The sequence below is a fragment of the Streptomyces sp. NPDC028991 genome, assembly GCF_055564775.1.
On record NZ_JBVHVP010000013.1, the window covers coordinates 111,816 to 135,096 of the forward strand.

25 protein-coding genes are annotated in these 23,281 nt (G+C 72.9%); 16 read left to right on the forward strand and 9 right to left on the reverse strand.

Annotated elements, in window-relative coordinates:
* Positions 1–51 precede the first annotated feature (51 nt).
* Positions 52–867: an SAM-dependent methyltransferase gene (locus tag ACZ4V1_RS24180; RefSeq protein WP_468339459.1), complete on the forward strand. Its 816-nt coding sequence runs from the start codon at positions 52–54 to the stop codon at positions 865–867.
* 158 nt (positions 868–1,025) lie between these two features.
* Here the strand turns inward: ACZ4V1_RS24180 and ACZ4V1_RS24185 are convergent, their stop codons facing one another.
* Both ACZ4V1_RS24185 and ACZ4V1_RS24190 read right to left on the reverse strand, forming a co-directional pair.
* Positions 1,026–1,781, reverse strand: coding sequence for a PepSY domain-containing protein (locus tag ACZ4V1_RS24185; RefSeq protein ID WP_468339461.1), 756 nt, complete (start codon positions 1,779–1,781; stop codon positions 1,026–1,028).
* Positions 1,782–1,855: 74 nt separating this feature from the next.
* Complete coding sequence (locus tag ACZ4V1_RS24190; RefSeq protein ID WP_468339463.1) at positions 1,856–2,794, reverse strand: LysR family transcriptional regulator; 939 nt, start codon at positions 2,792–2,794, stop codon at positions 1,856–1,858.
* Between the two features lie 269 nt (positions 2,795–3,063).
* Here ACZ4V1_RS24190 and snpA point away from each other — a divergent pair, with 269 nt between their 5' ends.
* Together snpA and ACZ4V1_RS24200 are read left to right on the forward strand one after the other, a co-directional pair.
* On the forward strand, positions 3,064–3,747 hold the full coding sequence (gene snpA / locus ACZ4V1_RS24195) for a snapalysin (protein WP_468339465.1): 684 nt from the start codon (positions 3,064–3,066) through the stop codon (positions 3,745–3,747).
* A 135-nt stretch (positions 3,748–3,882) separates the two neighbouring features.
* Positions 3,883–4,143, forward strand: coding sequence for a hypothetical protein (locus ACZ4V1_RS24200; RefSeq protein WP_468339467.1), 261 nt, complete (start codon positions 3,883–3,885; stop codon positions 4,141–4,143).
* A 19-nt stretch (positions 4,144–4,162) separates the two neighbouring features.
* Here ACZ4V1_RS24200 and ACZ4V1_RS24205 read toward each other — a convergent pair whose 3' ends face one another.
* Positions 4,163–4,846, reverse strand: coding sequence for an adenosylcobinamide amidohydrolase (locus ACZ4V1_RS24205; RefSeq protein ID WP_468339469.1), 684 nt, complete (start codon positions 4,844–4,846; stop codon positions 4,163–4,165).
* A 174-nt stretch (positions 4,847–5,020) separates the two neighbouring features.
* Between ACZ4V1_RS24205 and ACZ4V1_RS24210 the strand changes: the two genes are divergently transcribed.
* The gene (locus ACZ4V1_RS24210; protein WP_468339471.1) at positions 5,021–5,371 is read left to right on the forward strand and encodes a hypothetical protein; all 351 of its coding nucleotides are present in this window, start codon (positions 5,021–5,023) and stop codon (positions 5,369–5,371) included.
* A 101-nt stretch (positions 5,372–5,472) separates the two neighbouring features.
* Here the strand turns inward: ACZ4V1_RS24210 and nsrR are convergent, their stop codons facing one another.
* Entirely contained in the window at positions 5,473–5,919 is a 447-nt protein-coding gene (gene nsrR, locus ACZ4V1_RS24215) for a nitric oxide-sensing transcriptional repressor NsrR (RefSeq protein WP_468339473.1), read from the reverse strand.
* Positions 5,920–6,021: 102 nt separating this feature from the next.
* Between nsrR and ACZ4V1_RS24220 the strand changes: the two genes are divergently transcribed.
* The 10 genes from ACZ4V1_RS24220 to ACZ4V1_RS24265 all read left to right on the forward strand — a co-directional run bounded on the left by ACZ4V1_RS24220 (position 6,022) and on the right by ACZ4V1_RS24265 (position 14,961).
* Positions 6,022–6,453: a hypothetical protein gene (locus ACZ4V1_RS24220; protein WP_468339475.1), complete on the forward strand. Its 432-nt coding sequence runs from the start codon at positions 6,022–6,024 to the stop codon at positions 6,451–6,453.
* A gap of 139 nt (positions 6,454–6,592) precedes the next feature.
* Positions 6,593–7,285: a GAF and ANTAR domain-containing protein gene (locus ACZ4V1_RS24225; protein WP_468339477.1), complete on the forward strand. Its 693-nt coding sequence runs from the start codon at positions 6,593–6,595 to the stop codon at positions 7,283–7,285.
* Between the two features lie 79 nt (positions 7,286–7,364).
* A complete protein-coding gene (locus ACZ4V1_RS24230) occupies positions 7,365–8,678 on the forward strand; it encodes a cation:proton antiporter (protein WP_468339479.1) in 1,314 nt (437 codons plus the stop codon).
* 193 nt (positions 8,679–8,871) lie between these two features.
* Entirely contained in the window at positions 8,872–10,635 is a 1,764-nt protein-coding gene (locus ACZ4V1_RS24235; RefSeq protein ID WP_468339481.1) for an ATP-binding protein, read from the forward strand.
* Entirely contained in the window at positions 10,632–11,039 is a 408-nt protein-coding gene (locus ACZ4V1_RS24240) for a roadblock/LC7 domain-containing protein (protein ID WP_468339483.1), read from the forward strand. The genes ACZ4V1_RS24235 and ACZ4V1_RS24240 overlap by 4 nt, the downstream gene beginning before the upstream one ends.
* Positions 11,036–11,383: a DUF742 domain-containing protein gene (locus tag ACZ4V1_RS24245; RefSeq protein WP_468339485.1), complete on the forward strand. Its 348-nt coding sequence runs from the start codon at positions 11,036–11,038 to the stop codon at positions 11,381–11,383. Before ACZ4V1_RS24240 ends, ACZ4V1_RS24245 begins: the two co-directional genes overlap by 4 nt.
* Entirely contained in the window at positions 11,364–11,993 is a 630-nt protein-coding gene (locus tag ACZ4V1_RS24250; RefSeq protein WP_468339487.1) for a GTP-binding protein, read from the forward strand. The genes ACZ4V1_RS24245 and ACZ4V1_RS24250 overlap by 20 nt, the downstream gene beginning before the upstream one ends.
* Entirely contained in the window at positions 11,990–13,231 is a 1,242-nt protein-coding gene (locus ACZ4V1_RS24255; RefSeq protein WP_468339489.1) for a cytochrome P450, read from the forward strand. Before ACZ4V1_RS24250 ends, ACZ4V1_RS24255 begins: the two co-directional genes overlap by 4 nt.
* Positions 13,228–14,451, forward strand: a complete 1,224-nt coding sequence (locus tag ACZ4V1_RS24260; protein ID WP_468339491.1) for a cytochrome P450 family protein — start codon at positions 13,228–13,230, stop codon at positions 14,449–14,451. Before ACZ4V1_RS24255 ends, ACZ4V1_RS24260 begins: the two co-directional genes overlap by 4 nt.
* Positions 14,452–14,559: 108 nt before the next feature.
* Complete coding sequence (locus ACZ4V1_RS24265) at positions 14,560–14,961, forward strand: hypothetical protein (protein ID WP_468339493.1); 402 nt, start codon at positions 14,560–14,562, stop codon at positions 14,959–14,961.
* Positions 14,962–15,020: 59 nt separating this feature from the next.
* Here ACZ4V1_RS24265 and ACZ4V1_RS24270 read toward each other — a convergent pair whose 3' ends face one another.
* Positions 15,021–16,175, reverse strand: a complete 1,155-nt coding sequence (locus ACZ4V1_RS24270) for an enolase C-terminal domain-like protein (protein ID WP_468339495.1) — start codon at positions 16,173–16,175, stop codon at positions 15,021–15,023.
* A 31-nt stretch (positions 16,176–16,206) separates the two neighbouring features.
* On the reverse strand, positions 16,207–17,268 hold the full coding sequence (locus ACZ4V1_RS24275) for a glucose 1-dehydrogenase (protein WP_468339497.1): 1,062 nt from the start codon (positions 17,266–17,268) through the stop codon (positions 16,207–16,209).
* A gap of 260 nt (positions 17,269–17,528) precedes the next feature.
* Here ACZ4V1_RS24275 and ACZ4V1_RS24280 point away from each other — a divergent pair, with 260 nt between their 5' ends.
* Together ACZ4V1_RS24280 and ACZ4V1_RS24285 are read left to right on the forward strand one after the other, a co-directional pair.
* Positions 17,529–18,329 (forward strand): ribonuclease BN, encoded by an 801-nt coding sequence (locus ACZ4V1_RS24280; RefSeq protein ID WP_468339499.1) that lies wholly within the window; start codon positions 17,529–17,531, stop codon positions 18,327–18,329.
* 58 nt (positions 18,330–18,387) lie between these two features.
* The gene (locus ACZ4V1_RS24285; RefSeq protein ID WP_468339501.1) at positions 18,388–18,987 is read left to right on the forward strand and encodes a PepSY domain-containing protein; all 600 of its coding nucleotides are present in this window, start codon (positions 18,388–18,390) and stop codon (positions 18,985–18,987) included.
* An 81-nt stretch (positions 18,988–19,068) separates the two neighbouring features.
* Here the strand turns inward: ACZ4V1_RS24285 and ACZ4V1_RS24290 are convergent, their stop codons facing one another.
* From ACZ4V1_RS24290 to ACZ4V1_RS24300, 3 genes are all read right to left on the reverse strand, one after another.
* Positions 19,069–20,193, reverse strand: coding sequence for an SDR family oxidoreductase (locus ACZ4V1_RS24290; protein ID WP_468339503.1), 1,125 nt, complete (start codon positions 20,191–20,193; stop codon positions 19,069–19,071).
* Positions 20,190–21,992: a thiamine pyrophosphate-requiring protein gene (locus tag ACZ4V1_RS24295; RefSeq protein WP_468339505.1), complete on the reverse strand. Its 1,803-nt coding sequence runs from the start codon at positions 21,990–21,992 to the stop codon at positions 20,190–20,192. The genes ACZ4V1_RS24290 and ACZ4V1_RS24295 overlap by 4 nt, the downstream gene beginning before the upstream one ends.
* A gap of 217 nt (positions 21,993–22,209) precedes the next feature.
* On the reverse strand, positions 22,210–23,277 hold the full coding sequence (locus ACZ4V1_RS24300) for a LacI family DNA-binding transcriptional regulator (RefSeq protein WP_468339507.1): 1,068 nt from the start codon (positions 23,275–23,277) through the stop codon (positions 22,210–22,212).
* Positions 23,278–23,281: the final 4 nt, after the last annotated feature.

A 23,281-nucleotide genomic window follows, 5' to 3' on the forward strand; every position in this document is an offset into this window, starting at 1 on the left:
GGGACTACGTTGGTCCCTGAGTGATCACCGCCCGGACCGGAGGACTTCACCATGGCCGAGTCGCCCGCCATGAACGAACCGCGTCACAGGATCAGGACGGACCAGCCGCACACGGCCCGGATCTGGAACTATTGGCTGGGAGGCAAGGACAACTACGCGGTCGACCAGCAGGCCGGCGACCAGATACGCCGGCTGCACCCCGGCATCGGGGACTACGCCCTCGCCGACCGTCTGTTCCTGGGCCGCGCGGTACGCCGGCTCGTCGGTGAGCACGGCATCCGGCAGTTCCTCGACATCGGCACCGGACTGCCCTCGGCGGACAACACCCACGAGGTCGCCCAGCGCATCGCGCCCGAGTCCCGCATCGTCTACGTCGACAACGACCCGATCGTCCTCGCCCACGCCGAGGCGCTGCTCACCAGCACACCTCAGGGCCGCACCGACTACCTCGACGAGGATCTGCGCAACGTCGACGCCATCCTGGAGCACGCCTCGCGCACGCTGGACCTGAACGAGCCGGTGGCGCTGATGCTGCTCGGCGTCGTCATCTTCGTCGAGGACGACGAGGAGGCGTACGGGATCGTGCGACGGCTCGTCGACGCCCTGCCCGGGGGCAGCCACCTCGTCCTGTCGCACACCGTCACCCGGCCGGACATGCCCGACGTCGACGCGGCGGTGTCCTTCTGGAACGAGCACGGCACCCCGAAACTGACCCAGCGCACCCCGGGCGCGGTGGCCCGGTTCTTCGACGGGCTGGAACTCCTGCCGCCGGGCGTGGTCTCCTGCAACCGCTGGCATCCCGACGCCGGTGACGACGAAACGCCCGCCGAGGTGGCCATGTTCGGCGGGGTGGGCCGCAAGGGGTGACGCTCCCCTCAACACCTGGCTGCCGAAGCTGATGATGGGCTGGTTCGCCGTCTCGGTGGTCATGCCGGCGTGTCTGAGCGTCAGACGGGAGCAGCCGGGTGACTCCACCCGGCTGCTCGTGCTGTTTCGGTTTCTTCTCGCGGTGCCGGGGTCGGCACTCAGTCGCGGTCCACGTGCTCGCGCAGGATCTTGCCGTTCGTCGCGTCGACGTCCACGGTCGTCTTGTTCCAGTTGTCGGTCGACACGACGTCGACGGCCCACAGGAGCTGCTGGTCGTCGTTCTCGTCCAGCTCGACGCCGGTGACCGTGCCGTCGGCCTTGTCGGTGGCCACCTTCACCGCCTGCTCCGGCGTCTGGGTCGCGTTCTTCAGCCAGTCGGCGACCTGCTGCTTGTCGTCGGCGTCCTGGTCCTCGGCCTGGGTGCGGAAGACCTTGCCGGAAACCGCGTCGACGTCGATCCGGTGCACGGTGCCGTCGGGGGCGGCGACCTTGGCCTCCCACTCGGGAGCGCCCTGGCTGGGGGCCGGGTTCGGCATGCTGGGGCTGGGCGAACCGGTCGAGGCGGTGGCCTCGGCGGACGTGGGCTTCAGTTCCAGGTCGACGAGCTTGCCCTCGGGGACCTCCTGCACGGCGGTGTCGGCCGCCTTGTCCCAGGTGACCTTCGCCTTCGGGACCAGAGCCCGGCGCTCGGACTGGTCGTCGGTCAGGGACTCCGAAGGAGAGGGCGAAGCGGTGTCGGTGGCGGTGGCCGTATTGGTGGGGGATGTGGTGGGAGGAGTGGTCTGAGCCGCCTCGGCGACACTGGAGCGTGTCGTGTCGGCGTTCGTGCAGCCGGTCATCAGCAGGACGGAACTGCCCAGGGCACAGATGACGGCCATCGAACGAAGAGGCGGAAGACGTCGCACAGAGCTCATACACCTCTCCGTAACCATATGACCTTCTTGCCATACCGATTCGGGTGGGAAACCACCGCAATGGCCGATACGGCTCAGGGGGCCGGCACGAGGCGGGGCCCGGTGTGTTCCAGCCACTCCCGGTACGCGGTGGACTGGCGGGCCACCTCCCAGTACGCCTCCTCCAGCGCCGGGTAGACGGCGTCCAGCTCGGTCCGGGTGCGCGCGGCCAGCAGCAGGCGTACGCCGAGGGGGTCGCCGTGCAGGCGCCGGACGGCCGTGTCGGGGCGGGACAGGGAACTGGGCTGGCAGACGGTGACGACCTCGCCGGTGGCGACGAGGGACGCGGCGGTGTGGTAGTCGCCGTGCAGGACCCGCGGGTTGAGGCCGACCGCGCGCAGCATGCGGTGCACTCCGTCCCACTCGCCGTCGACGGTGGGGTCGACCATCCAGCGGTCCTCGGCCAGGTCGTCGAGGCGGACGACGGACCGGGGGGCCGCGGGGTGGTCCGCGGGGAGCATGACGAACTGCGGCTCGCGTTCGACGAGGACCCGCAGCCGCAGGCCCTCGGGCACGTGCAGCGGGCAGCCCTCGACCTCGTGCACGAAGGCGACGTCGAGCTGGCCCTCGGCGACCCTGCGCAGCAGCGCGTTGGCGGAGACGTCCATCTGGAGCGTCGGTTCCAGGCCCGGCTGTCTGAGCCGGCGCAGCCAGCCGGCCAGGGCGCGGCTGGCCGTCGAGCCGACGCGCACCCGGCTGTCGCCGCCGGCCGCGGCGGCGCGGGCCTCGCGGACCAGGGTGCGCATGTCGGCCAGCAGCGGACGGGCCCGGCCGAGGACCGTCCGGCCGAGCGGGGTGGGGCGGCAGCCGGTGCGCTCGCGGATGAACAGAGGCCCGCCCAGGGCCTGTTCGATACGGTGCAGCTGCGTGCTCAAGGTGGGCTGGGCGACGCCCAGTTGACGGGCCGCGCGGTGCAGGCTGCCGGCGTCGGCGATGGCGCACAGTGCGCGTAGGTGCCTCACCTCGAGCTCCATGCAAGGAGCGTAAAGCGGAACACTTGGTTGCGCCAGGTGAACAAAACGCGGCCTATCAGGGCGAGTTCTGCACTCCGGTCGAAGCTGATTCCGGGAGGCCGCCCGGTGGCGGCCTCCGGTGCTGCCCTCCGGTGCTGCCCTCCGGTGGTGGCCTTCGGTGGTGATAGCCCCGCCCTATCACCTGTTGCCATCATCACAGCGGGCTCACGGGCCCTCCACACTCACCGGTGACGACTTCTCTCCCCACTCCCCCACACAAGGAGTCATCGATGCGTATCAGCCTGCCCCTGCTCTCCACCGCGGTCGGCCTCGGCCTGACGGCGGCCGCGCTCGGCACCGGTCCCGCCGCGACGGCCGCCGCTCCCCAGGCGCCGGCCAAGGCCGCCCAGGTCGGCTACCAGCCCTCCGCCGGCTCGGGCGAAGACGCCGCCGCCAACCGGGCGTTCTTCGAGGCGGTCATCAAGTCCGTCGCCGAGAAGCGCGCCGCGAACCCGACCTCGACGGCGGCCGTCACCGTCTACTACAGCGCCGCCAACGCGCCCAGCTTCCGCTCGCAGATATCCCGCTCCACCCAGATCTGGAACGGCTCGGTGTCCAACGTGCGGCTCGCGGAGAGAAGCTCCGGCGCGGACTTCGCGTACTACGAGGGCAACGACTCGCGCGGCTCGTACGCCTCCACGGACGGACACGGCAACGGTTACATCTTCCTCGACTACCGGCAGAACCAGCAGTACGACTCGACCCGCGTGACCGCCCACGAGACCGGGCACGTGCTCGGTCTGCCCGACCACTACTCCGGCCCGTGCAGCGAGCTGATGTCGGGCGGTGGCCCCGGCCCGTCCTGCACCAACGCCTACCCGAACGCCAACGAGCGCAGCCGGGTGAACCAGCTGTGGGCCCACGGCTTCAAGGCCGCTCTCGACAAGGCCCTGCAGAAGACCTCGCAGCGCTGATCGCCCGAGGTCGACGCGTGCGTGGGGCGGCCCGGTCCGGGTCACCCCACGCATGTGTTCCGCGCCCCACCGCTTGCGCAACCTCCCTGCGGGTACCAGGAGTTCACTCTTCAGCGTTCCCCCAAGGAGTCCGACGTGGATCAGCGGCAGGGACCCACCGGCAACCGTCTCGGCGATCTGGAACCGGGCACCCGGCAGCGCGCGCAGTTACGCACCCGCCTCGCCGACGTCGCGTGGACGGCGTTGTGCGTCGTACTCGCGCTGTGGGCCGTGTGGAGCGCCGTGGATCTCGTGCGGGGCGCGACGGCGTGGGCGTACTGCGCCGTGGCCTGGGTGCTGCTCGCCGTGGCGCTGGCCCTGCGGGCGGTGGCGGTGCGGCGCAGGACCTCGTTGTGACGGGGTGACGGACCCGGGCTCACGGGCCGGTGGGCAGCGCGGAGAGCACGGCCCGGTGGACGGCCCGGGCCAGCCGGGCTCCCCACTCGGAGCGCGGGCCCGCGAACGTGTGGGTCCCGGCTCCGGACCGCTCGGCGCGGGCGGCCACGCACACGGCGTCCGTGGGCGTGCCGGAGCAGTCGAGGCCGGCGTCCAGCAGCGCCTGGACCTTGGCCTCGGTCGCCGTCATCACGGCGTTGACCAGGGCGGCGTCGCTCAGCGCGACCGGCAGCGCGGCAACGATGTTGATCGTCCCCGGTGCGGCGGGCGCTGCGGCCCCCTGCTCGGGCGAGGCCGCCCATCCGCGTACCGAGATCCCCGCGGTCACCACGGCTTCCGCACCGCCGTCCCGCGCCCGTGCGCAGGCGGACACGTCGGCGGCCGTCATCAGCCCCACCCCGGGCCCCCGTGCGCCGGCGGCGCGAGCCAGGTCGGCCAGGTGCCGCGCCGGGTCGGTTCGCCGGTAGCCGTGGGCGACCTGCGCGTTGAGCACCCATGCGCGATCGGCGATGCCCCCGCCCAGCACGGCACTGCTGGCCATCCGCCAGCCCGGTCCCGGGCGCCACAGCAGGGCGTGCAGCCGTTCGCCGTCCTCCAGCCGCGTCAGCCGCTCCGGGGCCAGCAGGCGGGGCCCGGTACGGGGCGGGGGCAGGAGGGCGGGCAACGGTCGGGGCTCCTTGTGTCGATCAGGGCACGGCGGGCGGGGTCCGGACGATCGTACTCAGTGCCGTGTGCGGGGCACCGGCCGGCCGGTCCGGACGCGGGCGCGTTGCGAGCGCGGTACCGGGCACCTTCACTGGACACAACTTCGCCACCAGGCGTCGGATCGGAGGCCACGATGCTGTCCCACACCCTGGAGCATGGGGTCCTGGTCATCACGGTGGACCAGGACCCGGGAATCGACGGGCGGGCCACGCTGACCACGCACATCACCAACCTGGTCGACGCCCATCAGCCGACCCCCGTCGTCATCGTCCTCACCGAGCGGGCCGCCGGTCACGCCGCGGTCAGCGCCGTGCTCCGGGCCCACCAGTGGTGCGGCCGGCTCGGCGTCCTGATGTGCGCCGTCACCCACAGCGCGCCCGTCCGCCGGCTGCTGGAGAACAACGCCGACACCTCGGGCCCGCGGCTGGTCGTGCACGCCCGCGTCGACACCGCCATCACCACCGCGTTCACCGCAGCGGCCTAACGCCTCTGCGGAAGTCCCGCGGCGGGCCGGCGCCCGCCCACGGGTGCGTGACCGCCTGCTCGGCGCCTCGGCGCCCGGCAACCCGTCGGCCGGGCCGTCCGTCAACCGGAGGGACGGTCCGTGAGGCCGATCAGGACCGGACCGGTCGGCGAGGCCACCAGGTCGGCCACGGTCAGCGGGTCGAGTGCGGCGTAGAAGGCCTCCTGCGCGTTCCGCAGCGCGCCCCGCAGCCGGCACGCCCCCCGCAGCGGGCACGGTGCGTCGCCCTCACAGGCGACCACCTCACCGTCGCCTTCGAGCTCCCGCACGAGCCATCCCACCGAGGCACGCCGCCCGAGGCAGGTCAGTGTCAGTCCGCCGCCGCGCCCGCGCCGCGCCTCCACGACACCGAGGTGCTGCAGGCGCGTGACGGCCTTCGCCGCGTGCGTGTACGGCACACCGACGACCTCGGCCACCTCACGGGTGGTCGGCGGGTCGTCACCGTCCCCCACGACCGCCAGGCGCATGACGGAACGCAGCGCCAGGTCGGTGAATTTGGTCAGCCGCACAGCCGGGACGCTATCAAATGCGCATAATGGATTCGTGTTTATCTACCGGAATCTCTTCGCGCGGCGCGTCACTGGACGTCGTCCGGCGGACGGTGACACCTGATGGCGGCGGAAGACGGCGATTCTCCCGCGCCGGCGGCCGGTCCTCCCCTCCCCCGGGTCCTGTGCGACACCGCGGACCTCGTGCCCCGCGGCCAAGCCGCGTCGGCCGGCGCCCTGTGGAAGCTCGCCGAGCCGGGGCGGCAGCTCGACGCCAACGTCGTCCGCCTCCCCCCGGCGGGGCGGGTCGACACGCACACCGAACCGGACCTGGACGTCCTGCTGCTCGTTCTCCACGGCGAGGCCGCCCTGGTCCGCACCGACGGCGAGCAGCCCCTGCGCGCGGGCGTCCTGACCTGGCTCCCGCACGGCTCCGCCCGGGGAGTCGTCGCCGGCCCGGACGGGGTGACGTACCTGACCGTGCACCGGCGGCGTCCCGGGATGCGGATCCAGTCGCCGGACGCCGCCGACCGGCTCCGGCCCGGCGGCCGCTGAGCTCCCGGTCGGCCGGTCGGCGCGGCAGTGTCAGCCGTCCGTCGTATGCCTCGGCGACACGGACGGCCGCGGCCGGACGGGCCACAGGTGCGCGCGCCCGCTTCCGGGGCACTCCTCCGGGGAACGAGGAGGAATCGGCATGGAGGACTGGCGTGGGTTCGCTCAGCAGATGGCGTCGTTGGCGCGCGATCTGCTGGCGCAGGAATCGGTGAACGACACCCTTGAGCGGATCACCGCTTCGGCCAAGGAGCTGGTGGAGGACTGCGACGCCGCCGGCATCCTCATCCTGCGCGGCAAACAGGTGAAGTCCCTGGCCCCCACCGACCCGGTGGTCGTCGACAGTGACGAGCTGCAGGGGCGGGTGGGAGAAGGACCGTGCTTCGACGCCGCGCGCACCTCCGAGGGACAGCGGCAGTTCCGGATCGCCGACTTCACGGAAGAGGCACGGCGCTGGCCCAAGTACGTGCCCGAGGCACGCAAACTGAACCTGGGCAGCATGATGGGCTTCCTGCTGTTCACCGAGGACGAGGATCTGGGGGCGCTGAACCTCTACTCGTACCGGCCCGGCGCGTTCACCGAGGCCGACGAGACCGCCGGCTGGCTGCTGGCCTCCCATGCCGCGGTCGCCTTCTCCAGTGCCCGTACGCACGCCCAGCTACAGGAGGCCATCGGCACCCGGCACACCATCGGCGAGGCCATGGGCATCCTCATGGGCAGACACCGCCTGACCGAGGACCAGGCCTTCGCCACGCTTCGGCGGTACTCGCAGGACCACAACGTCAAACTCCGCGACCTCGCCCGCCAGGTCTGCGAGCAGGGCGGACTGCCCTGAGCGCCGCGGGGCCCGTCCCGTCCGCGTTCCGGCCGAGCGGCCTGGCGTGGGACTCCTCGACGGCGGGCACACGTGAGCGGTGACCTTGGCTGACTTCCTCTTCACCGTGCTCGGGGCGGGTGCCCTCGCGGCTGCCGTCCTCCCCCGGCTGGTGGCCGGGCGGCCGCTGTCGATGCCACTGGTCTTCCTGGCCTGCGGGGCCGCCCTGCAACTGCTGTCCACGCCGCTTCCGGAGATCGACCCGGTGCGCGACCGGGTGTGGGTGGAGCATCTCACCGAGATCTGCGTCATCGTCTCCCTGATGGGTGCCGGGCTCGCGCTGAACCGTCCCTTCGGCCGGCGCCGCTGGCGTGCGCCGTGGCGTCTGATCGGCATCACCATGCCGCTGACCATCGCGGCTACCGGGCTCCTCGCCTGGTGGCTGCTGGACTGGCCGCCGGCCGCCGCGCTGCTGCTCGCGGCCGTGCTCGCGCCCACCGATCCGGTGCTCGCCTCCGAGGTGCGGGTGGGCGCGCCCACCGACTCCGAGCACGACGAGGACGAAGTGCGCTTCGCGCTCACCAGCGAAGCCGGCCTCAACGACGGCCTCGCCTTCCCCGTCGTCATGGCGGCGATCGCGCTGACCGCGGCGGCGGGCACGGGCCTGTCCGGCGGGTGGGTCGGACACTGGCTGCTGGTCGACCTGCTGTACGCGTGCGGGATCGGCGTACTGGCCGGCCTGGCCGTCGGCAAGCTGCTCGGCTGGCTCTTCTTCCGGGCCGGCCGGGCGTCGGTGCGGCTGTCCGAGCACCGGGAGGGCTTCGTGGCCCTGGGCGCCACGTTCCTCTCCTACGGCATCACCGAACTCGCCCACGGCTACGGCTTCCTGGCCGTCTTCGTCACCGCCTGCCGCATCCGCGCCGCCGAACGCGACCACGGTTACCACGCCGTGCTCCACGACTTCGTCGAGCAGGTCGAACGACTGCTGACCGCCGGGCTCCTGTTCCTGCTGGGTGTCTGTGTGGCACAGGGTGCCCTGGCCGACCTGACCTGGCAGGGTGCGGCCGTCGGCCTGCTCGTGCTGCTCGTCGCGCGGCCGCTGACCGGCTGGGTCGCGCAGTTCGGCACGGCCGCCGGCCGCCGGGAGCGTCTCGTGACCGCCTTCTTCGGCATCCGCGGCATCGGCTCGCTGTTCTACCTCGCGCACGCCCTCGGCACGGAGGGCTTCCACGTTCCGGCCGGGGAACTGTGGGCCGTGGTGGCCTTCACCGTCCTCGGCTCCGTCGTGCTGCACGGGGTGACGGCCTCCCCCGTGATCTCCCACCTCGACCGGCTGCGGCTGCTCCAGGCCCACGGCCGTCGGGGGACGGGGCGGACGCCCGATGAGGACGATGTGGCGAACGAGCGGTTGTGACGCCTGCCGGGCGGGTTCGGCGGGGCAGCGTGCTGTGCCTGAACGAGCAGTGATTGAACGGAATCCTTCTCTTTTCGATCAGTAACTCTCGTATAGTGATCGCCAGTTGCGTGCTGTGTGAGAGTCATCTGCTCGCACGTGCCCCGAAGGACGACACGAGGGCCGCTCCGGCGGCCTGGCGAGGACCCGATTGATGACCGCGCCCGCCCGCCCCGGCGACCGACCCGCTCCCCGTGCTCTCCTGGCCGTTGCCCTGCCCTGCGCGGTGGTGTCGGCCCTCGTCGTCGGCGGTGCCGTCGCCGCGGCCCCGTCCTCGGTACGCGTCCCACTCGGCCTGGGCGCGAGCGCCGCGGCGATCCTGCTCTGCGCGGCCGTGACGATGTCCGTGCACGCCGTACGCCGGGAACGGGCCACCCGCCGCCTGCTGGACTCCGCCCGCGCGGACGCGGCCGGGCTCGCCCAGGACCGGGCGCGGCTGGCCGAGCAGGCGAGGCAGGATCTGGAGCGCCTGCGGGACGAGGCCGAGCGCGAACGCGCCCGCCTGGTGGCGGAGTCCGGCCGCGAGCGGGAGCGGCTCACGGAGGAATTCGATCAGGAGCGGGTGCGGCTCGCCGAGCAGCGGGCCCAGGAGGTCGCGCGGCTCGCCGAGGAGACCACCCGGTTGCGGGCCCGGCTGGAGCGGGCGAACAGCGGGCGAGCCGCCGCCGTCTCCGCGACCGCCAACGCGGCCGGCCGGATGCAGGCGCTGGCCACCGGGATGCTCGCCGACCTGCGGGCCATGGAGGAGCGGCACAGCGACGAGGACGTCCTCGCCGATCTGCTCCACCTGGACCACCGCACGGCGCAGGCGGGCCGGCTCGCCGACTCCGTCGCCGTCCTCACGGGGGCCCGCTCCGGGCGACGTTGGGCACGGCCCATCGGCATGGAGTCCATTCTGCGCGGAGCCATGGGGCGTATCGCCGGCTACCAGCGGGTGCGCGTGCACTCGGTCAGTGACACCGCGGTCGCCGGACACGCCGCCGAGGGTGTCATGCACGCCCTCGCCGAACTGCTCGACAACGCCGCGAACTTCTCCCCGCCGACCGCCGAGGTCCACGTGTACGTCGAGGAGGTGCCGGCCGGCGTCATCGTCTCCGTGGAGGACAGCGGACTGGTGATGGGCGAGGTGCAGTTGCGCCGGGCCGAGCAGGCGGTGTCCGGCGAGACCGCCGGGCTCGGTGGCCTGACCGGCACCAGACTGGGTCTCGCCGTGGTGGGTCGGCTGTCGGCCAAGTACGGGCTGAAGGTGTCCTTCCGCCCGTCCGCACGCGGCGGTACGGGGGTGCTGATGCTCGTCCCCCAGGACATCCTGAGCGGCCCCGCCGCCTCCACCGGTCCGGCGGCCACCGCCCAGGCCGCCCCGCCCGGCATCACCGCCTCGCCCGGCATCACCGCGCCGCCCACCACCTCGGCGGGCCCATCGCGCACTCCCGTACCGTCCGCCACCGCAGGGCCCCGGGCCGGGGCCTCCTCCGACGGGCCGGCGGCCCCGCCGCCCACCGCCCCGGACACCACCGCACCTCTCGGCGCCCCCGCCGACCCGCCGGACGCTCCGGCGCCGCCCCCCGCCGGGACCGTCCCGGGCGACGTGACCCCCGAGCCGCTGCCCGCCCACGGCAGGGCGGGCCAGGACCCGGAGGAGCCGTCCGCGGGGCTGCCCAAGCGCCGTCGCGGCCGCACCCTCGCCGCGGCCGAACGCGCCCGGCCCGCCGAGCCCCGCCCCACTCCCCCCGCCGACGACGCGAAGGTACGCGCGGCCCGCTTCAGCAGCTTCCGCCAGGCCGTACGGGCCACCGGCCCCGCCACTTCGCGCGACCGTGCCCCGCAGCCCGGGCCCGACGTACCCGCACCAGCCGAGACGGCCCCCGACCACCCGTCCCACTCGCACGCGCACCCGGAAGGCGACACCACTTCATGACCGGCTCGACCACCGCCGACGAGAAGCTCACCTGGCTCATCGAGGGCCTCCTGGAGCGCACGCCGGGCGCGCGGCACGCGCTCGTCCTGTCCCGCGACGGACTCAAGCTGTGCCGCACCCCGGAGCTCTCCGTCGACCAGGCCGACCAACTGGCCGCCATCGCCGCCGGCATCCAGTCGCTGTCCCAGGGCGCGTCCGTGGAGTTCGGCGACGGCAGCGGCGGGGTGCGCTCGGCCATGACCGAGTTCTACGGCGGCATCCTGTTCATCGTGGAGGCCGGTGAGGGCGCGCACCTCGCCGTGGTCACCTCCGAGGACGCGGACGCGGGGCTCGTCGGGCACAACATGAGCGAGCTCGTCGAGCAGCTCGGCGAGCACCTCACCGCGCGGCCCCGTACGTCATGAGCCGCCCCGGCAGGGACGACGCGCCCGACCGCCTGTACACCGTCACCCAGGGCCGCAGCCGGTCGGACCCCGGCAACCCCTTCGACCTGGTCACCCTCGTCGTCGCCGAGTGCGAGCCGAGGCCCGGCATGCAGTCGGAGCACACGGCGATCCTCAGGATGACCGAGGCCCCCACGGCCGTCGTGGAGATCGCCGCCGAACTGCGGCTCCCGGTGAGCATCACCAGGATCCTGCTCTCCGACCTCCACGCCGCCGGCCGGGTGAGCGCACGTCACCCGCACACGGCGGCCGTCCCCGATCCCGACATCCTGGAGCAGGTGCTCGTTGGACTCCGCAATCTCTGACGCCCGTCCTCCCGCGCGCCCTCCCCTGGGCGCGTCCGCCGACAACGGCCTGAAGATCGTGGTCGTGGGCGGGTTCGGCGTCGGCAAGACGACCCTGGTCCGCTCGGTCAGCGAGATACGCCCCCTCAACACCGAGGAGACGATGACGCAGGCCGGCGAGGCCGTCGACGACATCAGCGAGGTGCGCGGCAAGACCGCGACGACCGTGGCCTTCGACTTCGGCCGCATCAGCCTCGACGCGCGCAACGTGCTGTACCTGTTCGGCGCGCCCGGCCAGGAGCGGTTCTGGTTCCTGTGGGACCGGCTGTTCTCCGGCACGCTCGGCGCGGTGGTCCTGGTGGACACCCGCCGCATCGACGACTCCTGGTACGCCATCGACCGCCTGGAGCACCACGGCACGCCGTTCATCGTCGCCTGCAACGACTTCGGTGGTCCCGAGCACCCGCCCGAGACCGTGCGCGAGGCCCTCGACCTGGACCCGCGGGTGCCGCTGGTCTCCTGTGACGCCCGGTCCCGCGAGTCCAGCAAGCAGGTGCTGATCGCGCTCGTCGAGCACCTTCAGGCCCACTACGCGGGCCAGGCTGCCCGGCCCCGACAGGAGTTCGTGTGAGCACCGACGCCACCGACGTCACGGACGCGGTACCGCTCAGCGGCCCCCGCTTCCAGACCGAACCCGCCCTGCTGTACCGGCAGATGCGGCGCGAGCACGGTGCCGTCACCCCGGTACTGCTGGACGGGGACATCCCGGCCTGGCTGGTGCTCGGCTACCGCGAACTGCACCAGGTGACCGGCGATCCGGTGCTGTTCAGCCGGGACTCCGACCTGTGGAACCAGTGGGAGAACATCCCCGGCGACTGGCCGCTGCTGCCGATGATCGGCCGGAGGCAGCCATCGATCCTCTACACGGTCGGCGAGCGGCACCGGGAACGCGCCGCCATGATCAGCGACGCGCTGGAGGCCGTCGACCCGCACGTCCTGCGCGGCCACGCCGAACGGTTCGCCGACGAACTCGTCGACCGGCTGTGTGCCAAGGGCGAGGCCGACCTGGTCGGCGACTACGCCATGCTGCTGCCGGTGCGGGTCCTGGCCCGCCTGTACGGCTTCCTGGACGAGCAGGGCCCGGCGCTCGTCACCGCCCTCAACGACATGATCGACGGCAGGGAGCGGGCCATCGCCGGCCAGACGCACCTCGCCACGTCGATGGCCCGGCTCCTCGCCGACCGGAAGGCGGCGCCCGCCGACGACGTCGCCTCCCGGATGCTGGCCGACGACAGCGGCTTCACCGAGGAGGAGGTAGCCCAGGACCTCATGGTGATGATGGCCGCGGGCCACCAGCCGACCGCCGACTGGATCGGCAACTCGCTGCGCCTGATGCTCACCGACGACCGCTTCGCCGCCTCGCTCTTCGGCGGCCGCAACAGTGTCGCCGAGGCCATGAACGAGGTGCTGTGGGAGGACACGCCCACGCAGAACGTGGCCGGCCGCTGGGCCTCCCGGGACACGCAGCTCGGTGGGCGCCGCGTCCGCGCCGGCGACCTGGTGCTGCTCGGTCTGCAGGGCGCCAACTCCGACCCGCAGGTCCGTACCGACGGGTCCGCGCTCACCGGCGGCAACAACGCGCACTTCTCCTTCGGCCACGGCGAGCACCGCTGCCCGTTCCCCGCGCAGGAGGTCGCCGAGGTCGTCGCGCGCACGGGCATCGAGGTCGTCCTCGACCGGCTGCCGGACATCGACCTGGCCGTACCCGCCGGGTCCCTCACCCGTCGCCCCTCGCCGTGGCTGCGGGGGCTGACCGAGTTGCCCGTGCGGTTCACCCCGACCACTGCCCTGGGAGGCACGTCAGCATGACGACCGGCACCGAAGAGGCCCGGATTCCGCTGGACCCGTTCGTCACCGACCTGGACGGCGAGAGCGCCCGGCTGCGCGCGGCCGGGCCGCTCGTCGCCGTGGAGCTGCCGGGCGGCGTCCCCGTGTGGGCGGTCACCCACCACGCGGAGGCCAAGGCCCTGCTCACCGACCCCCGCCTGGTCAAGGACATCAACGTGTGGGGCGCGTGGCAGCGTGGCGAGATCCCCGCCGACTGGCCGCTGATCGGGCTGGCCAACCCCGGCCGCTCGATGCTCACGGTGGACGGCGCCGAGCACCGCCGGCTGCGCACCCTCGTGGCACAGGCGCTCACGGCGCGCCGCGTGGAGCACATGCGGGGGCGGATCACCGAGCTCACCGACCGGCTGCTCGACGAGCTACCCACGAACGGCGGCGTGGTCGACCTCAAGGCCGCCTTCGCCTATCCGCTGCCGATGTACGTCATCGCCGACCTGATGGGCATCGAGGAGACCAGGCTGCCGCGGCTGAAGGTGCTGTTCGAGAAGTTCTTCTCGACGCAGACGCCGCCCGAGGAGGTCGTCGCCACCCTCACCGAGCTGGCCGGGATCATGGCCGACACGGTCGCCGCGAAGCGCGCCGCGCCCGGCGACGACCTGACCAGCGCGCTGATCCAGGCCTCCGAGAACGGCGACCACCTCACCGACGCGGAGATCGTCTCCACGCTCCAGTTGATGGTGGCCGCCGGCCACGAGACCACGATCTCCCTCATCGTGAACTCCGTCGTCAACCTGTCCACACATCCCGAGCAGCGGGCCCTGGTGCTCGCCGGGGAGGCGGACTGGTCCGCGGTGATCGAGGAGACGCTGCGCTACTCGACCCCGACCTCGCACGTGCTGGTCCGCTTCGCGACCGAGGACGTCCCGGTCGGCGACCGGGTGATACCCGCCGGGGACGCGCTGATCGTGTCGTACGGCGCGCTGGGCCGGGACGAGCGGGCGCACGGCCCGACGGCGGGCCGGTTCGACATCACCCGCACCTCGCAGAACCGGCACATCTCCTTCGGCCACGGCCCGCACGTGTGCCCCGGCGCGGCCCTGTCCCGGCTGGAGGCGGGCGTGGCACTCCCCGCGCTCTACGCCCGCTTCCCGCACCTGGACCTGGCGGTACCGGCCTCGGACCTGCGCAACAAGCCGGTGGTCACGCAGAACGACCTCTTCGAGCTGCCGGTGAGGCTGGCGTAACGGCGTCCGGAGCGGCCGGGACCACGACGGTCCCCTCGCCCGCGGGGCGTTTGCTCCTCGCCCTGCGGGTAACTCCGGCATTCCGGACGCCGATCCCCGGGAGTCGCCATGTGGAAGCGCAAGGGCAGGAAGGGCCGTCGGGCCGCGAAGCCGGTCCCCATGGAGCTGTGCGACCTGTGCGCCAGGGTCTTCCCCGAGGACGAGGCCGTGAGCGGCTACGTGCCGGACTCCTCCGCGGCCCATCTCACCAACGAATGGTTCGACGGGCTGCGGCTCATCACCGCGTGCTGCGACGATCACTTCGACGTGATCAAGGACGGTTACGCGCACCGGCCGTTCGTGGAGGAGGAGCTGTGGGCGGCGAAGCTCACCCGCGCCCTGACCACGGGCGCGACGGCGCTCTCCATGGACCAGCTGGGCTGCCGCACCGGCCTCCAGGAGCCGCAGATACGCGCCGCCATCGCCTGGCACAACGAGCGCATGCGCGAGCAGCAGCGCATGGACCCCTGAACCCGCGCGGGCGGACCCCGTGAGCCCGTCGCCGCTCCGCGTCCGCGTCCCGGTCGGGGTCAGGCCGGGCGGGTACCGTACACGCGGTACGGCTCCGCGTCGGCCCATCTGACGTCCAGGCCGAGCCCCGGACGGCCCGTGTCGGGGCACAGGTCCCCGCCGTCGGGCGACAGGACGCCGTCGAAGAGCAGCCGCTCGACGCGCACGTGGTCGTGGAAGTACTCCAGGTGCCGCAGCCGGCGCACGGCGCAGAAGGCGTGGGCGGACACGGCGGGGGCGCAGTGCGCGGACAGGTCCAGGTGCCGGGCCGCCGACAGACCGGCCACCTCCAGCACGCCGGTGATGCCGCCGCACCGGGTGACGTCGGCCTGGAGGCAGTCCACGGCCGGCCCGTCGGCGAGGTTGGCGAAGTCCTGGGCGGTGAAGGCGTACTCCCCCGCCGTGATCTCCAGCCGGGCCGGGCCCCGGTCGCGCAGCATCCGCAGTCCCGCCAGGTCGGCGGAGCTCACGGGCTCCTCGAACCAGCGCACGTCCCACTCGTCGTGGAACCGGTGCGCCCAGTACAGGGCCTCCTTGCGGCCGAGCGCCCCGTTGGCGTCGGTGAACAGCTCCACCCCGTCGCCGACGGCCCGGCGTACGGCGGTCAGGCGCCGCGCGTCGGCCGCCGGCTCCCGCGAGGTCTTCAGCTTCACGCGCGGGATGTCCTGCTCGGCCCATCCGGTGAGCTGCTCGGTGAGGCGGTCCAGGGAGTAGTTGGTGAAGCCGCCGCTGCCGTAGACCGGCACCCGGGCGTGGTGGGCCGGGAGGAGGTGGACCAGCGGGAGGCCGAGCAGTCTCGCCTTGAGGTCCCACAGCGCCACGTCGACGGCGGACAGGGCCATGGCTCCGGCTCCGGGGCGGCCGGCGTTGCGCATCCGCTCGCCCATCCGCTCCCACAGCGCCGGCGGCGAGGAGACCGGGCCGTCCTGGATCACCGGCGCCAGAACGGAGTGCGCGAAGGTCGCCACGGACACGTCGCCGTAGGTGTAGCCGAGACCGGTCCGGCCGCCGGCGTGCACCCGCACCAGGACCACGGTCGTGGAGTCCCACTCCAGGGTGCCGTCCTGCTCCCGGCCGTCCGGCCCGTCGGTGGGCACCCGAAAGGCGTGCACGTCGACCGAGTCGACCGTGCACTCGTCCAGCGTCCTCGCGTCGAAGCCGGTCGCCGGCGTCATCGCGTACTCCCTCGGCTCGTGCGGCGAGCGGTCAGTCCGCGCCGCCCTCCAGCATGATCACCGTCTTGATGTCGCCGGCGCTCCGCTCGAACGCCCGTGTCGCGTGCTCCAGCGGCACGCGGCGGGTGAGCAGCCGGTGCAGCCAGTCCCGGTCGGCCCGTGCCAGGGCGTCGGCGGCCTGCCGGAAGTGGCGGAGGTTGGCGTTGACGGAACCCACCACGACGTCGTTCTCCAGCACGATGTCCCGGTTCACCGTGCCCGCGTCGACGGTCAGGCTCCGTCCGGCGGGCGATACGCCGGTGAGGCAGACGATGCCGTACGCCGCGGTCCCGCGCATCGCGTCGAACACCAGCCGGCCCGCCCCGGTGGCCTCCACCACCACGTCCGGACGTACGGCGGCGAACACGTCGTCGGCCGCGCCGCTGTGGTACGTGGCTCCGAGGGCGCGTACGAGGTCCGGCTTGGGTCCGTCCGTGACCCGGTCCAGGACGTGTACGTCGAGGCCGCGCTGCCGGCCGAGCAGCGCGGCGAGGAGACCGATGGGGCCGGCGCCGGTCACCAGCACGCTGCGGGGCTCGAACCAGGCCCGGTCGCCCACCTTCTCGATCTGTTCCCAGGCCTTGGCCACCACGCTGGTCGGCTCCATGAGCACCCCCGCGAGGCCCAGCCCCGCGTCGACGCGCACGGCGTAGTCGGTCTCGACGCACCAGAGCTCGGCGCCGTACCCGTCGAGTTCCTTGATGCCGCGTTCGCGGTAGCGGCCGTTGCGGCACATGTCGAACTCGCCGTGCGCGCAGGCGCCGCAGGGCTCCGGGTCGGGGCGCCGCACCACGCCGGCCACCAGGTCGCCGACGGCGAATCCGCTGCCGGGTGGCGCGTCGGCGACGCGCCCGAGTGACTCGTGGCCGACGATCAGCCGGTCGTGCTCCGGCGGGGCCTGGCCGTACACGCCGGAGGCGATCTCCCGGTCCGTGCCGCAGACACCCAGGGCCAGTCCGCGGACCAGGAGCTCACCGGCGGCCGGCTTCGGCTCCCCGGTCTCCTCCACCCCGAGCGAGCCGTCCCGGCCGGGACGGACGGTCAGTGCGCGCATGATGCACATCCTCTCGGCTCACCTTCCCGGAGCCGGTTCCCCGCATCGTTCGGCCCATGCGAAGGCCGTCCGGGCTGTGGGCGTCCGGGGGCGGGTGGCGGGCGTCCAGGGGGCGGGTGGCGGGCGTCCAGGGGGCGGGTGGCGGGCGTCCGGGTGGCAGGCGGCGGGCGTCCGGGTGGCGCGACGTTTGTCCGGCCCGCCGACGGGTCACTCAGTTCCGCATCCGCGAGCCATCGAGGGGACCGCCCGAGGAGCATCCCGTGAACCGCTTCCGGCAGCCGTTCCACCGGGTGTGGGACCGGTTGGCCGCGTCCGCCCTGGTGCGGCGCGGCCGGGACCTGGAGCTGATGCACCGGGCCATGGGGTTCGCCACGCTCGCCCTGGTCACGCTGGCGCCGCTGCTGATCGTGGTGGCCGCCTTCGACCCCCTGGGGGCGCGCGGCGGGTTCGCCTCCTGGCTGGCCGACGGCATGGGGCTGTCCGGCCGGTCCGCCCGGGTGCTGACCGACATCATCAGTCCGCCGACCAAGATCGTCGGCACCACGAGCGTGTGGGGCGGCATCGCGCTCGCCGTGTTCGGCGTGTCCTTCGCGGCGAGCGTGCAGAACGGCTACGAACGCATCTGGGAACTGCCCTCCGGTCCGTGGCACCGCGTCTGGCGCCAGCTGACCTGGGTGGTCATGCTGACCGCCTACCTCTACCAGGAGGTACAGACGCGGACCGCGCTGCACGGGTCGCTGCGGATCGCGCTGTCCACGGCCACGGGCATGCTGTTCTTCTGGTGGGGCCAGCACTTCCTGCTGGGCAGCCAGGTCCGCTGGCGTGACCTGCTGCCGGGGGCGATCGCGACCATGGCGGGGCTCATCGGCCTGCGCGGCTTCTCGTACCTCGTGTTCACACCGCTCATCCTCGACAACGCGATCAGTTACGGAACGGTCGGCATCGTGCTGGTGGTGGAGTCGTGGCTGATCGGGGTCGGGTTCGTCGTCTTCGGCGGCGCGATGGTCGGCCACTGGTTCTGCGAGCACCACTGGTGGACACGCAACATCGACCGTGAGTGATCCGTTTCCCCGCCGCCGCCCTCTCCCTCCGCACCAGCTCTCAGGAAGGCAGACAGCCATGACCCGCCCGCTCAGGAGCACGACGGTCCGACGTCGTGCCCGCGGTACCGGTGTGCCCACGCTCGTCGTGGCGGGCGCTCTGTTCACCACGGGCGCCGCGTGCGACGGCCCGCCGCCCTCGCCCCGTCCCGAGGTGCTGCCGCAGGTCGAGGCGCCCTACGACCGGGCCCTCCGCAAGGCGCTGGACGAGGTCCCCGGCAGCCGTCTGCTCTCCGTGGCGCTGCGCCGGGTCTCCGACCCGCAGCCCGTCTGGTCCACCCGGGTCGCGGCCCGGGACGGAACCGTGCACGTGGTCCGCGTCGAGGCGGTGCACGGGCGGCTCCTCGGCACCGTCGTACCGGACGGGCAGTCGGCCGCGGCCAAAGAGCGGGTCTCCGCCCTGGTCGCCTCGGCGAGGGTGCTGCCCGAGGAAGCCGTCGAGCAGGTGAAGGGCCCCGACTTCGGGAAGGTGACCGGCCTCCGGCTGGAGAAGGACCGGCGGGACGAGACCGTGTGGTCCGTGGACGTCACCACCGTCCGGCGGGACGACACGCAGACATACCTGGTCGACGCCGTGACAAAGGACGTGCTCGACCGGCGGACGGGTTCGCCGGTCTGAGCCCTGGAACACCTGGGGAGGAGCCGGTCGCGGAGGCGCTTCGCGACGGCAGCGGCGAATCCCCCGACTACGGTCCCCCGACTACGCCCACGGCCTGGGAACGGAGTGCGCGGCCCGCCGCACCGACGCCGCCGCCCCACCGGCCCGTGCGCGTCGGCGCATGCCGTCGGCCAGTGCGGCGGCGGCCGTTCCGGCCACGGCGGCGGCCAGCGCGAGCGGCCGGCGGTGGCGGGAGACCCAGAACTGGGGGCTGCGCGCGTGGGCCTCGTCGTCGAAGTCGCCGTGTGCTCCGTAGTCGGCCGGCGCGGTCTCGTCCGGCGGCTTCCAGAGGTTGACCGGGCGGGACGGGTCGACGGGCTGGTCCGTCTGCTGCGAGTCGTAGCCGGTCCGGGCCAGGTAGCGGTCCAGGAGCCCCGGGGCGAACTTCTGACCGAGCAGGGTGGCGACGGTGGAGCCGCCGACCCAGTACTCACGCCGTTCGGGGTGGTCGGCGGCGTACAGGACCGCCTCGGCGGCGAGCTCGGGCTGGTAGACGGGAGCCACCGGGCGCGGATGCCTGGGCAGCCGGGTGAGGACCCAGCTGAACTGGGGCGTGTTGAGCCCGGGCATCTGGACCATGGTCACCCGCACCCCGCTGCGGTCGTGCAACAGCTCGCAGCGCAGGGACTCGGTGAAACCCTGGATGGCGTGCTTGGCCCCGCAGTACACCGCCTGGAGCGGGACACTGCGCTGGGCCAGGGCCGACCCGACCTGGACGATGGTGCCGCGATCACGCGGCGTCATGTGCCGCAGGGCGGCCTGGGTGCCGTGGACGAAGCCGAAGTAGGTCACCTCCGTGGCACGTTTCAGCTCCTCGGGCCTGACCTCCGGCACGGGTGCGAAGACGGTCGCGAACGCCGCGTTCACCCAGACGTCGATCGGGCCGAGTTCCTCCTCGATCCGGGCGGCCGCCGCGTCCACGGCCGCCGCGTCGGCGACGTCCACCACCAGGGGCAGCGCCCGTCCGCCGCTCTCCCGGACCTCCTCCGCCGCCCGCTCCAGGGCGTGCTCGCCGCGCGCCAGCAGGGCCACGGAGCTCCCCCGGGCGCCGAAGGCCCGTGCGGTGGCCCGGCCTACGCCACCGCTCGCCCCGGTGACGACCACGACTTCACTGCCGTCCGCCCGGCGGTGCCGCCCGGCTCGCCGTGCCCGCCGCCCGCCGCTCACTTCTTCCCCCGTCCGGGGAGATGCTCGGCGTACTCGGTGAGCTTCTGGCGTACGCCCTTGGTGGCGATACCGGTGGCTTCCGGGTCGTGCAGCGCCGCCTTGACCGCCTTCTTGCCCTGCTCCTTCATGATGTGCGGCGGGATCGGCGCGATCTCCGCGTCCACCTTGAACTCCAGGACCACCGGCCGGCCCGCGGCGAGCGCCTCCTCCCAGGCGGATGCGACCTTCTTCGGGTCGTCGCAGACGATGCCCTTGAGGCCCAGCAGCTCGGCGTAGGCGGCGTAGGGGACATCGGGGATGTCCTGCGAACCGGGATACTTGGGATCACCGGCCATGGCACGCTGCTCCCAGGTGACCTGGTTGAGGTCCTGATTGTTGAACACGCAGAAAACGAACGGCGCCGGCCCGGTCAGGCGGTCCAGATACCGCTTGACGGTGATCATCTCGTTCATGCCGTTCATCTGGAACGCGCCGTCACCGACGAACGCGATCACCGGCCGGCCGGGATACGCGAACCGGGCCGCGATCGCGTACGGCGTCCCCGGGCCCATCGTCGCCAGCGTGCCGGACAGCGAGGCCCGCATGCCCTCGCGGAGCTTGAGGTGCCGGGCCCACCAGTTGGTGCCCGAGCCGGAGTCCGCCGTGAGGATGGCTCCGTCGGGCAGCCGCGGCGACAGTTCGGCGGCGACGGCCTGGGGGTTGATCGTCTTGCCGAAGTGCTCACCCGCCCAGCGGTCGGCCAGGTCGTGCCACTCCCGGACGTCCTTCTCGATCCTCTCCCGCCAGCCGCGGTCCTCCTTGCGCTGGAGCATCGGGATCAGGGCGCGCAGGGTCTCCCTGGAATCGCCGACGAGGTGGGCGTCCATGGGATAGCGGATGCCGATCATGCGGCCGTCGATGTCGATCTCGACGCCTCGGGCCTGCCCCTCCTCGGGCAGCCACTCCGAGTACGGGAAACTGCTGCCGACCATGAGCAGGGTGTCACAGCCCTTGATCATCTTGTCGCTGGCCTTACTGCCCAGCAGGCCGATGGGGCCGGTGACGAACGGCACGTCGTCGGGCAGGACCTCCCGGCCGAGCAGCGCCTTGGCGACGCCGGCGCCGAGCAGTTCGGCCACCTCCATCACCTCCGCCTCCGCATGCGCCGCGCCCTGGCCGACCAGCATCGCGACCTTGTCGCCCGCGTTGAGGACGTCGGCGGCCTTGCGCAACTCGTCCAGGTCGGGCAGGACCCGGGGCCGGCTCCAGCCCACGCTGGAGAACACCGAACCGTGCTCCCTGGGCGGGGAGGGCTGGGCCTCCTCCTCCTGCACGTCGTTCGGAATGATGATCGTGGCGACGCCCCGGGTGGTCAGCGCGGTCTTGAAGGCCCGGTCGATCACGTGCCGGGCCTGGCCCGGATGCACGATCATCTGGCAGTACTCGGACACGTCCGCGAACAGCCGGTCGAGGGCGATCTCCTGCTGGTAATGGGTGCCCAGCGACAGCCGCTTCTGCTGGCCCACCACCGCCACCACGGGCTGGTGGTCCAGCTTGGCGTCGTAGAGGCCGTTGAGCAGGTGAACGGCACCCGGCCCCGAGGTCGCGACGCAGCAGCCCACCTCACCGGTGAACTTCGCGTGCCCGCAGGCCATGAACGCGGCCATCTCCTCGTGCCGCGCCTGGATGAACTCCGGGTCGCCGTCGGCCCGGTCGAAGGCGCCGAGCAGGCCGTTGATGCCGTCACCCGGATAGCCGTACACCCGCTGGACGCCCCACTCGGACAGACGCTGGAGCACATAGTCGGCGACTTGGGTCATGAAGCTCTCCCGGGCGTGGGGGGACGACGTTCGGCTTGTGGAGTTGCCTTCCCCGGCAGCCCGTAAACCGGTCGGTACTCACCCGTTCGGCCGGAAACCGGTATCCGCGGGACTCGGTCCCGCGGTGTCCATGTGCCGCGTCGGCCGCGGGACGGCACCGCCGGGTACGGCTCCCACAGCGGGAACCGGGCAGGGCCGCGCCCCGGACCCGCGCCCCCTACTCCGGCGGCGCCGCCGTGCTCGCGCGGGTGACCAGCCGGGTCGGCACGAGCGTCGTGCCCCGTTCCGGGCCGTCCTGGCGCATCTTGCGCAGCACGGCCTCCACGCACAGCCGGCCCACCTCGGCGAAGTCCTGGTGGACGGTGGTCAGCGGCGGCAGGAAGGAACCGGCCTCGGCGATGTCGTCGAAGCCGATGACGCTGACGTCCTCGGGTACGCGCCGGCCGCGTTCGTGCAGGGCGCGCATCAGGCCGAGGGCCATCTGGTCGTTGGCCGCGAAGACGGCCGTGCACTCCTGGCGGGCGGCGAGTTCCAGGCCCGCCCGGTAGCCGGACTCCGCCGACCAGTCGCCCCGGGTGAGGGGCGGCGGCGTGCGGCCGGCCTCGGTGAGCGTTCGCCGCCAGGCGTCGGTGCGGCGCTGGGCGGCGAAGGAGCCCTCGGGTCCGCCGAGGTGCCACACCGTGTCGTGACCCAGGTCCAGCAGATGACGCACCGCGGCACGACTGCCGCCGGCCTGGTCGGTGTCGACGACCGTGTAGTGGTCGCCCGCGTCGGAGTCGACCACCACGACCTGCACGTGAGGCGGCAGTTTGAGGGTCGCCGCGTCCAGGAGGTGGACCTCCATGATGACGATCGCCGCGTCGACGGCGAGCTCCTCCAGCCTCGAGAACGCGCCCCGCACCTCGTCCTGGGTGGGGACGGCGACCGGCAGCAGCGTCACCGCGTACCCCTCGCTCGCCGCCGAGGTGGCGATGGCCTCCAGGGTGCGCACGTTGCCCGTGGTGGCCAGCGAGAAGGTGATGACGCCGATGGTGCGGAACTCACCGCGCTTGAGGGCCCGGGCCGCGCTGTTGGGCCGGTAGCCGAGCTCCTTCATGGCCGCCAGCACCTGCTGCCGGGTCTCCTCCGTCACGCCGGCGTAGCCGTTGGAGACACGGGAGACGGTCTGCGAGGAGACTCCCGCGAGCCGGGCCACGTCCGCCATGGACGCCGTCGGCGCCCGGCCGCCGCGGCGGAGCCGCGGAACCGCGCCCCGTGCGTCCACGGCTTCCTCAGCGGTGTCCACTGCC

What these genes read in the sequence shown, in the direction of transcription:
- ACZ4V1_RS24180 (WP_468339459.1), top strand. Translation starts at nt 52, where the DNA reads ATGGCCGAGTCGCCCGCCATGAACGAACCGCGTCACAGGATCAGGACG.
- ACZ4V1_RS24185 (WP_468339461.1), bottom strand. Translation starts at nt 1,781, where the DNA reads ATGAGCTCTGTGCGACGTCTTCCGCCTCTTCGTTCGATGGCCGTCATC.
- ACZ4V1_RS24190 (WP_468339463.1), bottom strand. Translation starts at nt 2,794, where the DNA reads ATGGAGCTCGAGGTGAGGCACCTACGCGCACTGTGCGCCATCGCCGAC.
- snpA (WP_468339465.1), top strand. Translation starts at nt 3,064, where the DNA reads ATGCGTATCAGCCTGCCCCTGCTCTCCACCGCGGTCGGCCTCGGCCTG.
- ACZ4V1_RS24210 (WP_468339471.1), top strand. Translation starts at nt 5,021, where the DNA reads ATGCTGTCCCACACCCTGGAGCATGGGGTCCTGGTCATCACGGTGGAC.
- ACZ4V1_RS24220 (WP_468339475.1), top strand. Translation starts at nt 6,022, where the DNA reads ATGGCGGCGGAAGACGGCGATTCTCCCGCGCCGGCGGCCGGTCCTCCC.
- ACZ4V1_RS24225 (WP_468339477.1), top strand. Translation starts at nt 6,593, where the DNA reads ATGGAGGACTGGCGTGGGTTCGCTCAGCAGATGGCGTCGTTGGCGCGC.
- ACZ4V1_RS24235 (WP_468339481.1), top strand. Translation starts at nt 8,872, where the DNA reads ATGACCGCGCCCGCCCGCCCCGGCGACCGACCCGCTCCCCGTGCTCTC.
- ACZ4V1_RS24240 (WP_468339483.1), top strand. Translation starts at nt 10,632, where the DNA reads ATGACCGGCTCGACCACCGCCGACGAGAAGCTCACCTGGCTCATCGAG.
- ACZ4V1_RS24245 (WP_468339485.1), top strand. Translation starts at nt 11,036, where the DNA reads ATGAGCCGCCCCGGCAGGGACGACGCGCCCGACCGCCTGTACACCGTC.
- ACZ4V1_RS24260 (WP_468339491.1), top strand. Translation starts at nt 13,228, where the DNA reads ATGACGACCGGCACCGAAGAGGCCCGGATTCCGCTGGACCCGTTCGTC.
- ACZ4V1_RS24265 (WP_468339493.1), top strand. Translation starts at nt 14,560, where the DNA reads ATGTGGAAGCGCAAGGGCAGGAAGGGCCGTCGGGCCGCGAAGCCGGTC.
- ACZ4V1_RS24270 (WP_468339495.1), bottom strand. Translation starts at nt 16,175, where the DNA reads ATGACGCCGGCGACCGGCTTCGACGCGAGGACGCTGGACGAGTGCACG.
- ACZ4V1_RS24275 (WP_468339497.1), bottom strand. Translation starts at nt 17,268, where the DNA reads ATGCGCGCACTGACCGTCCGTCCCGGCCGGGACGGCTCGCTCGGGGTG.
- ACZ4V1_RS24285 (WP_468339501.1), top strand. Translation starts at nt 18,388, where the DNA reads ATGACCCGCCCGCTCAGGAGCACGACGGTCCGACGTCGTGCCCGCGGT.
- ACZ4V1_RS24295 (WP_468339505.1), bottom strand. Translation starts at nt 21,992, where the DNA reads ATGACCCAAGTCGCCGACTATGTGCTCCAGCGTCTGTCCGAGTGGGGC.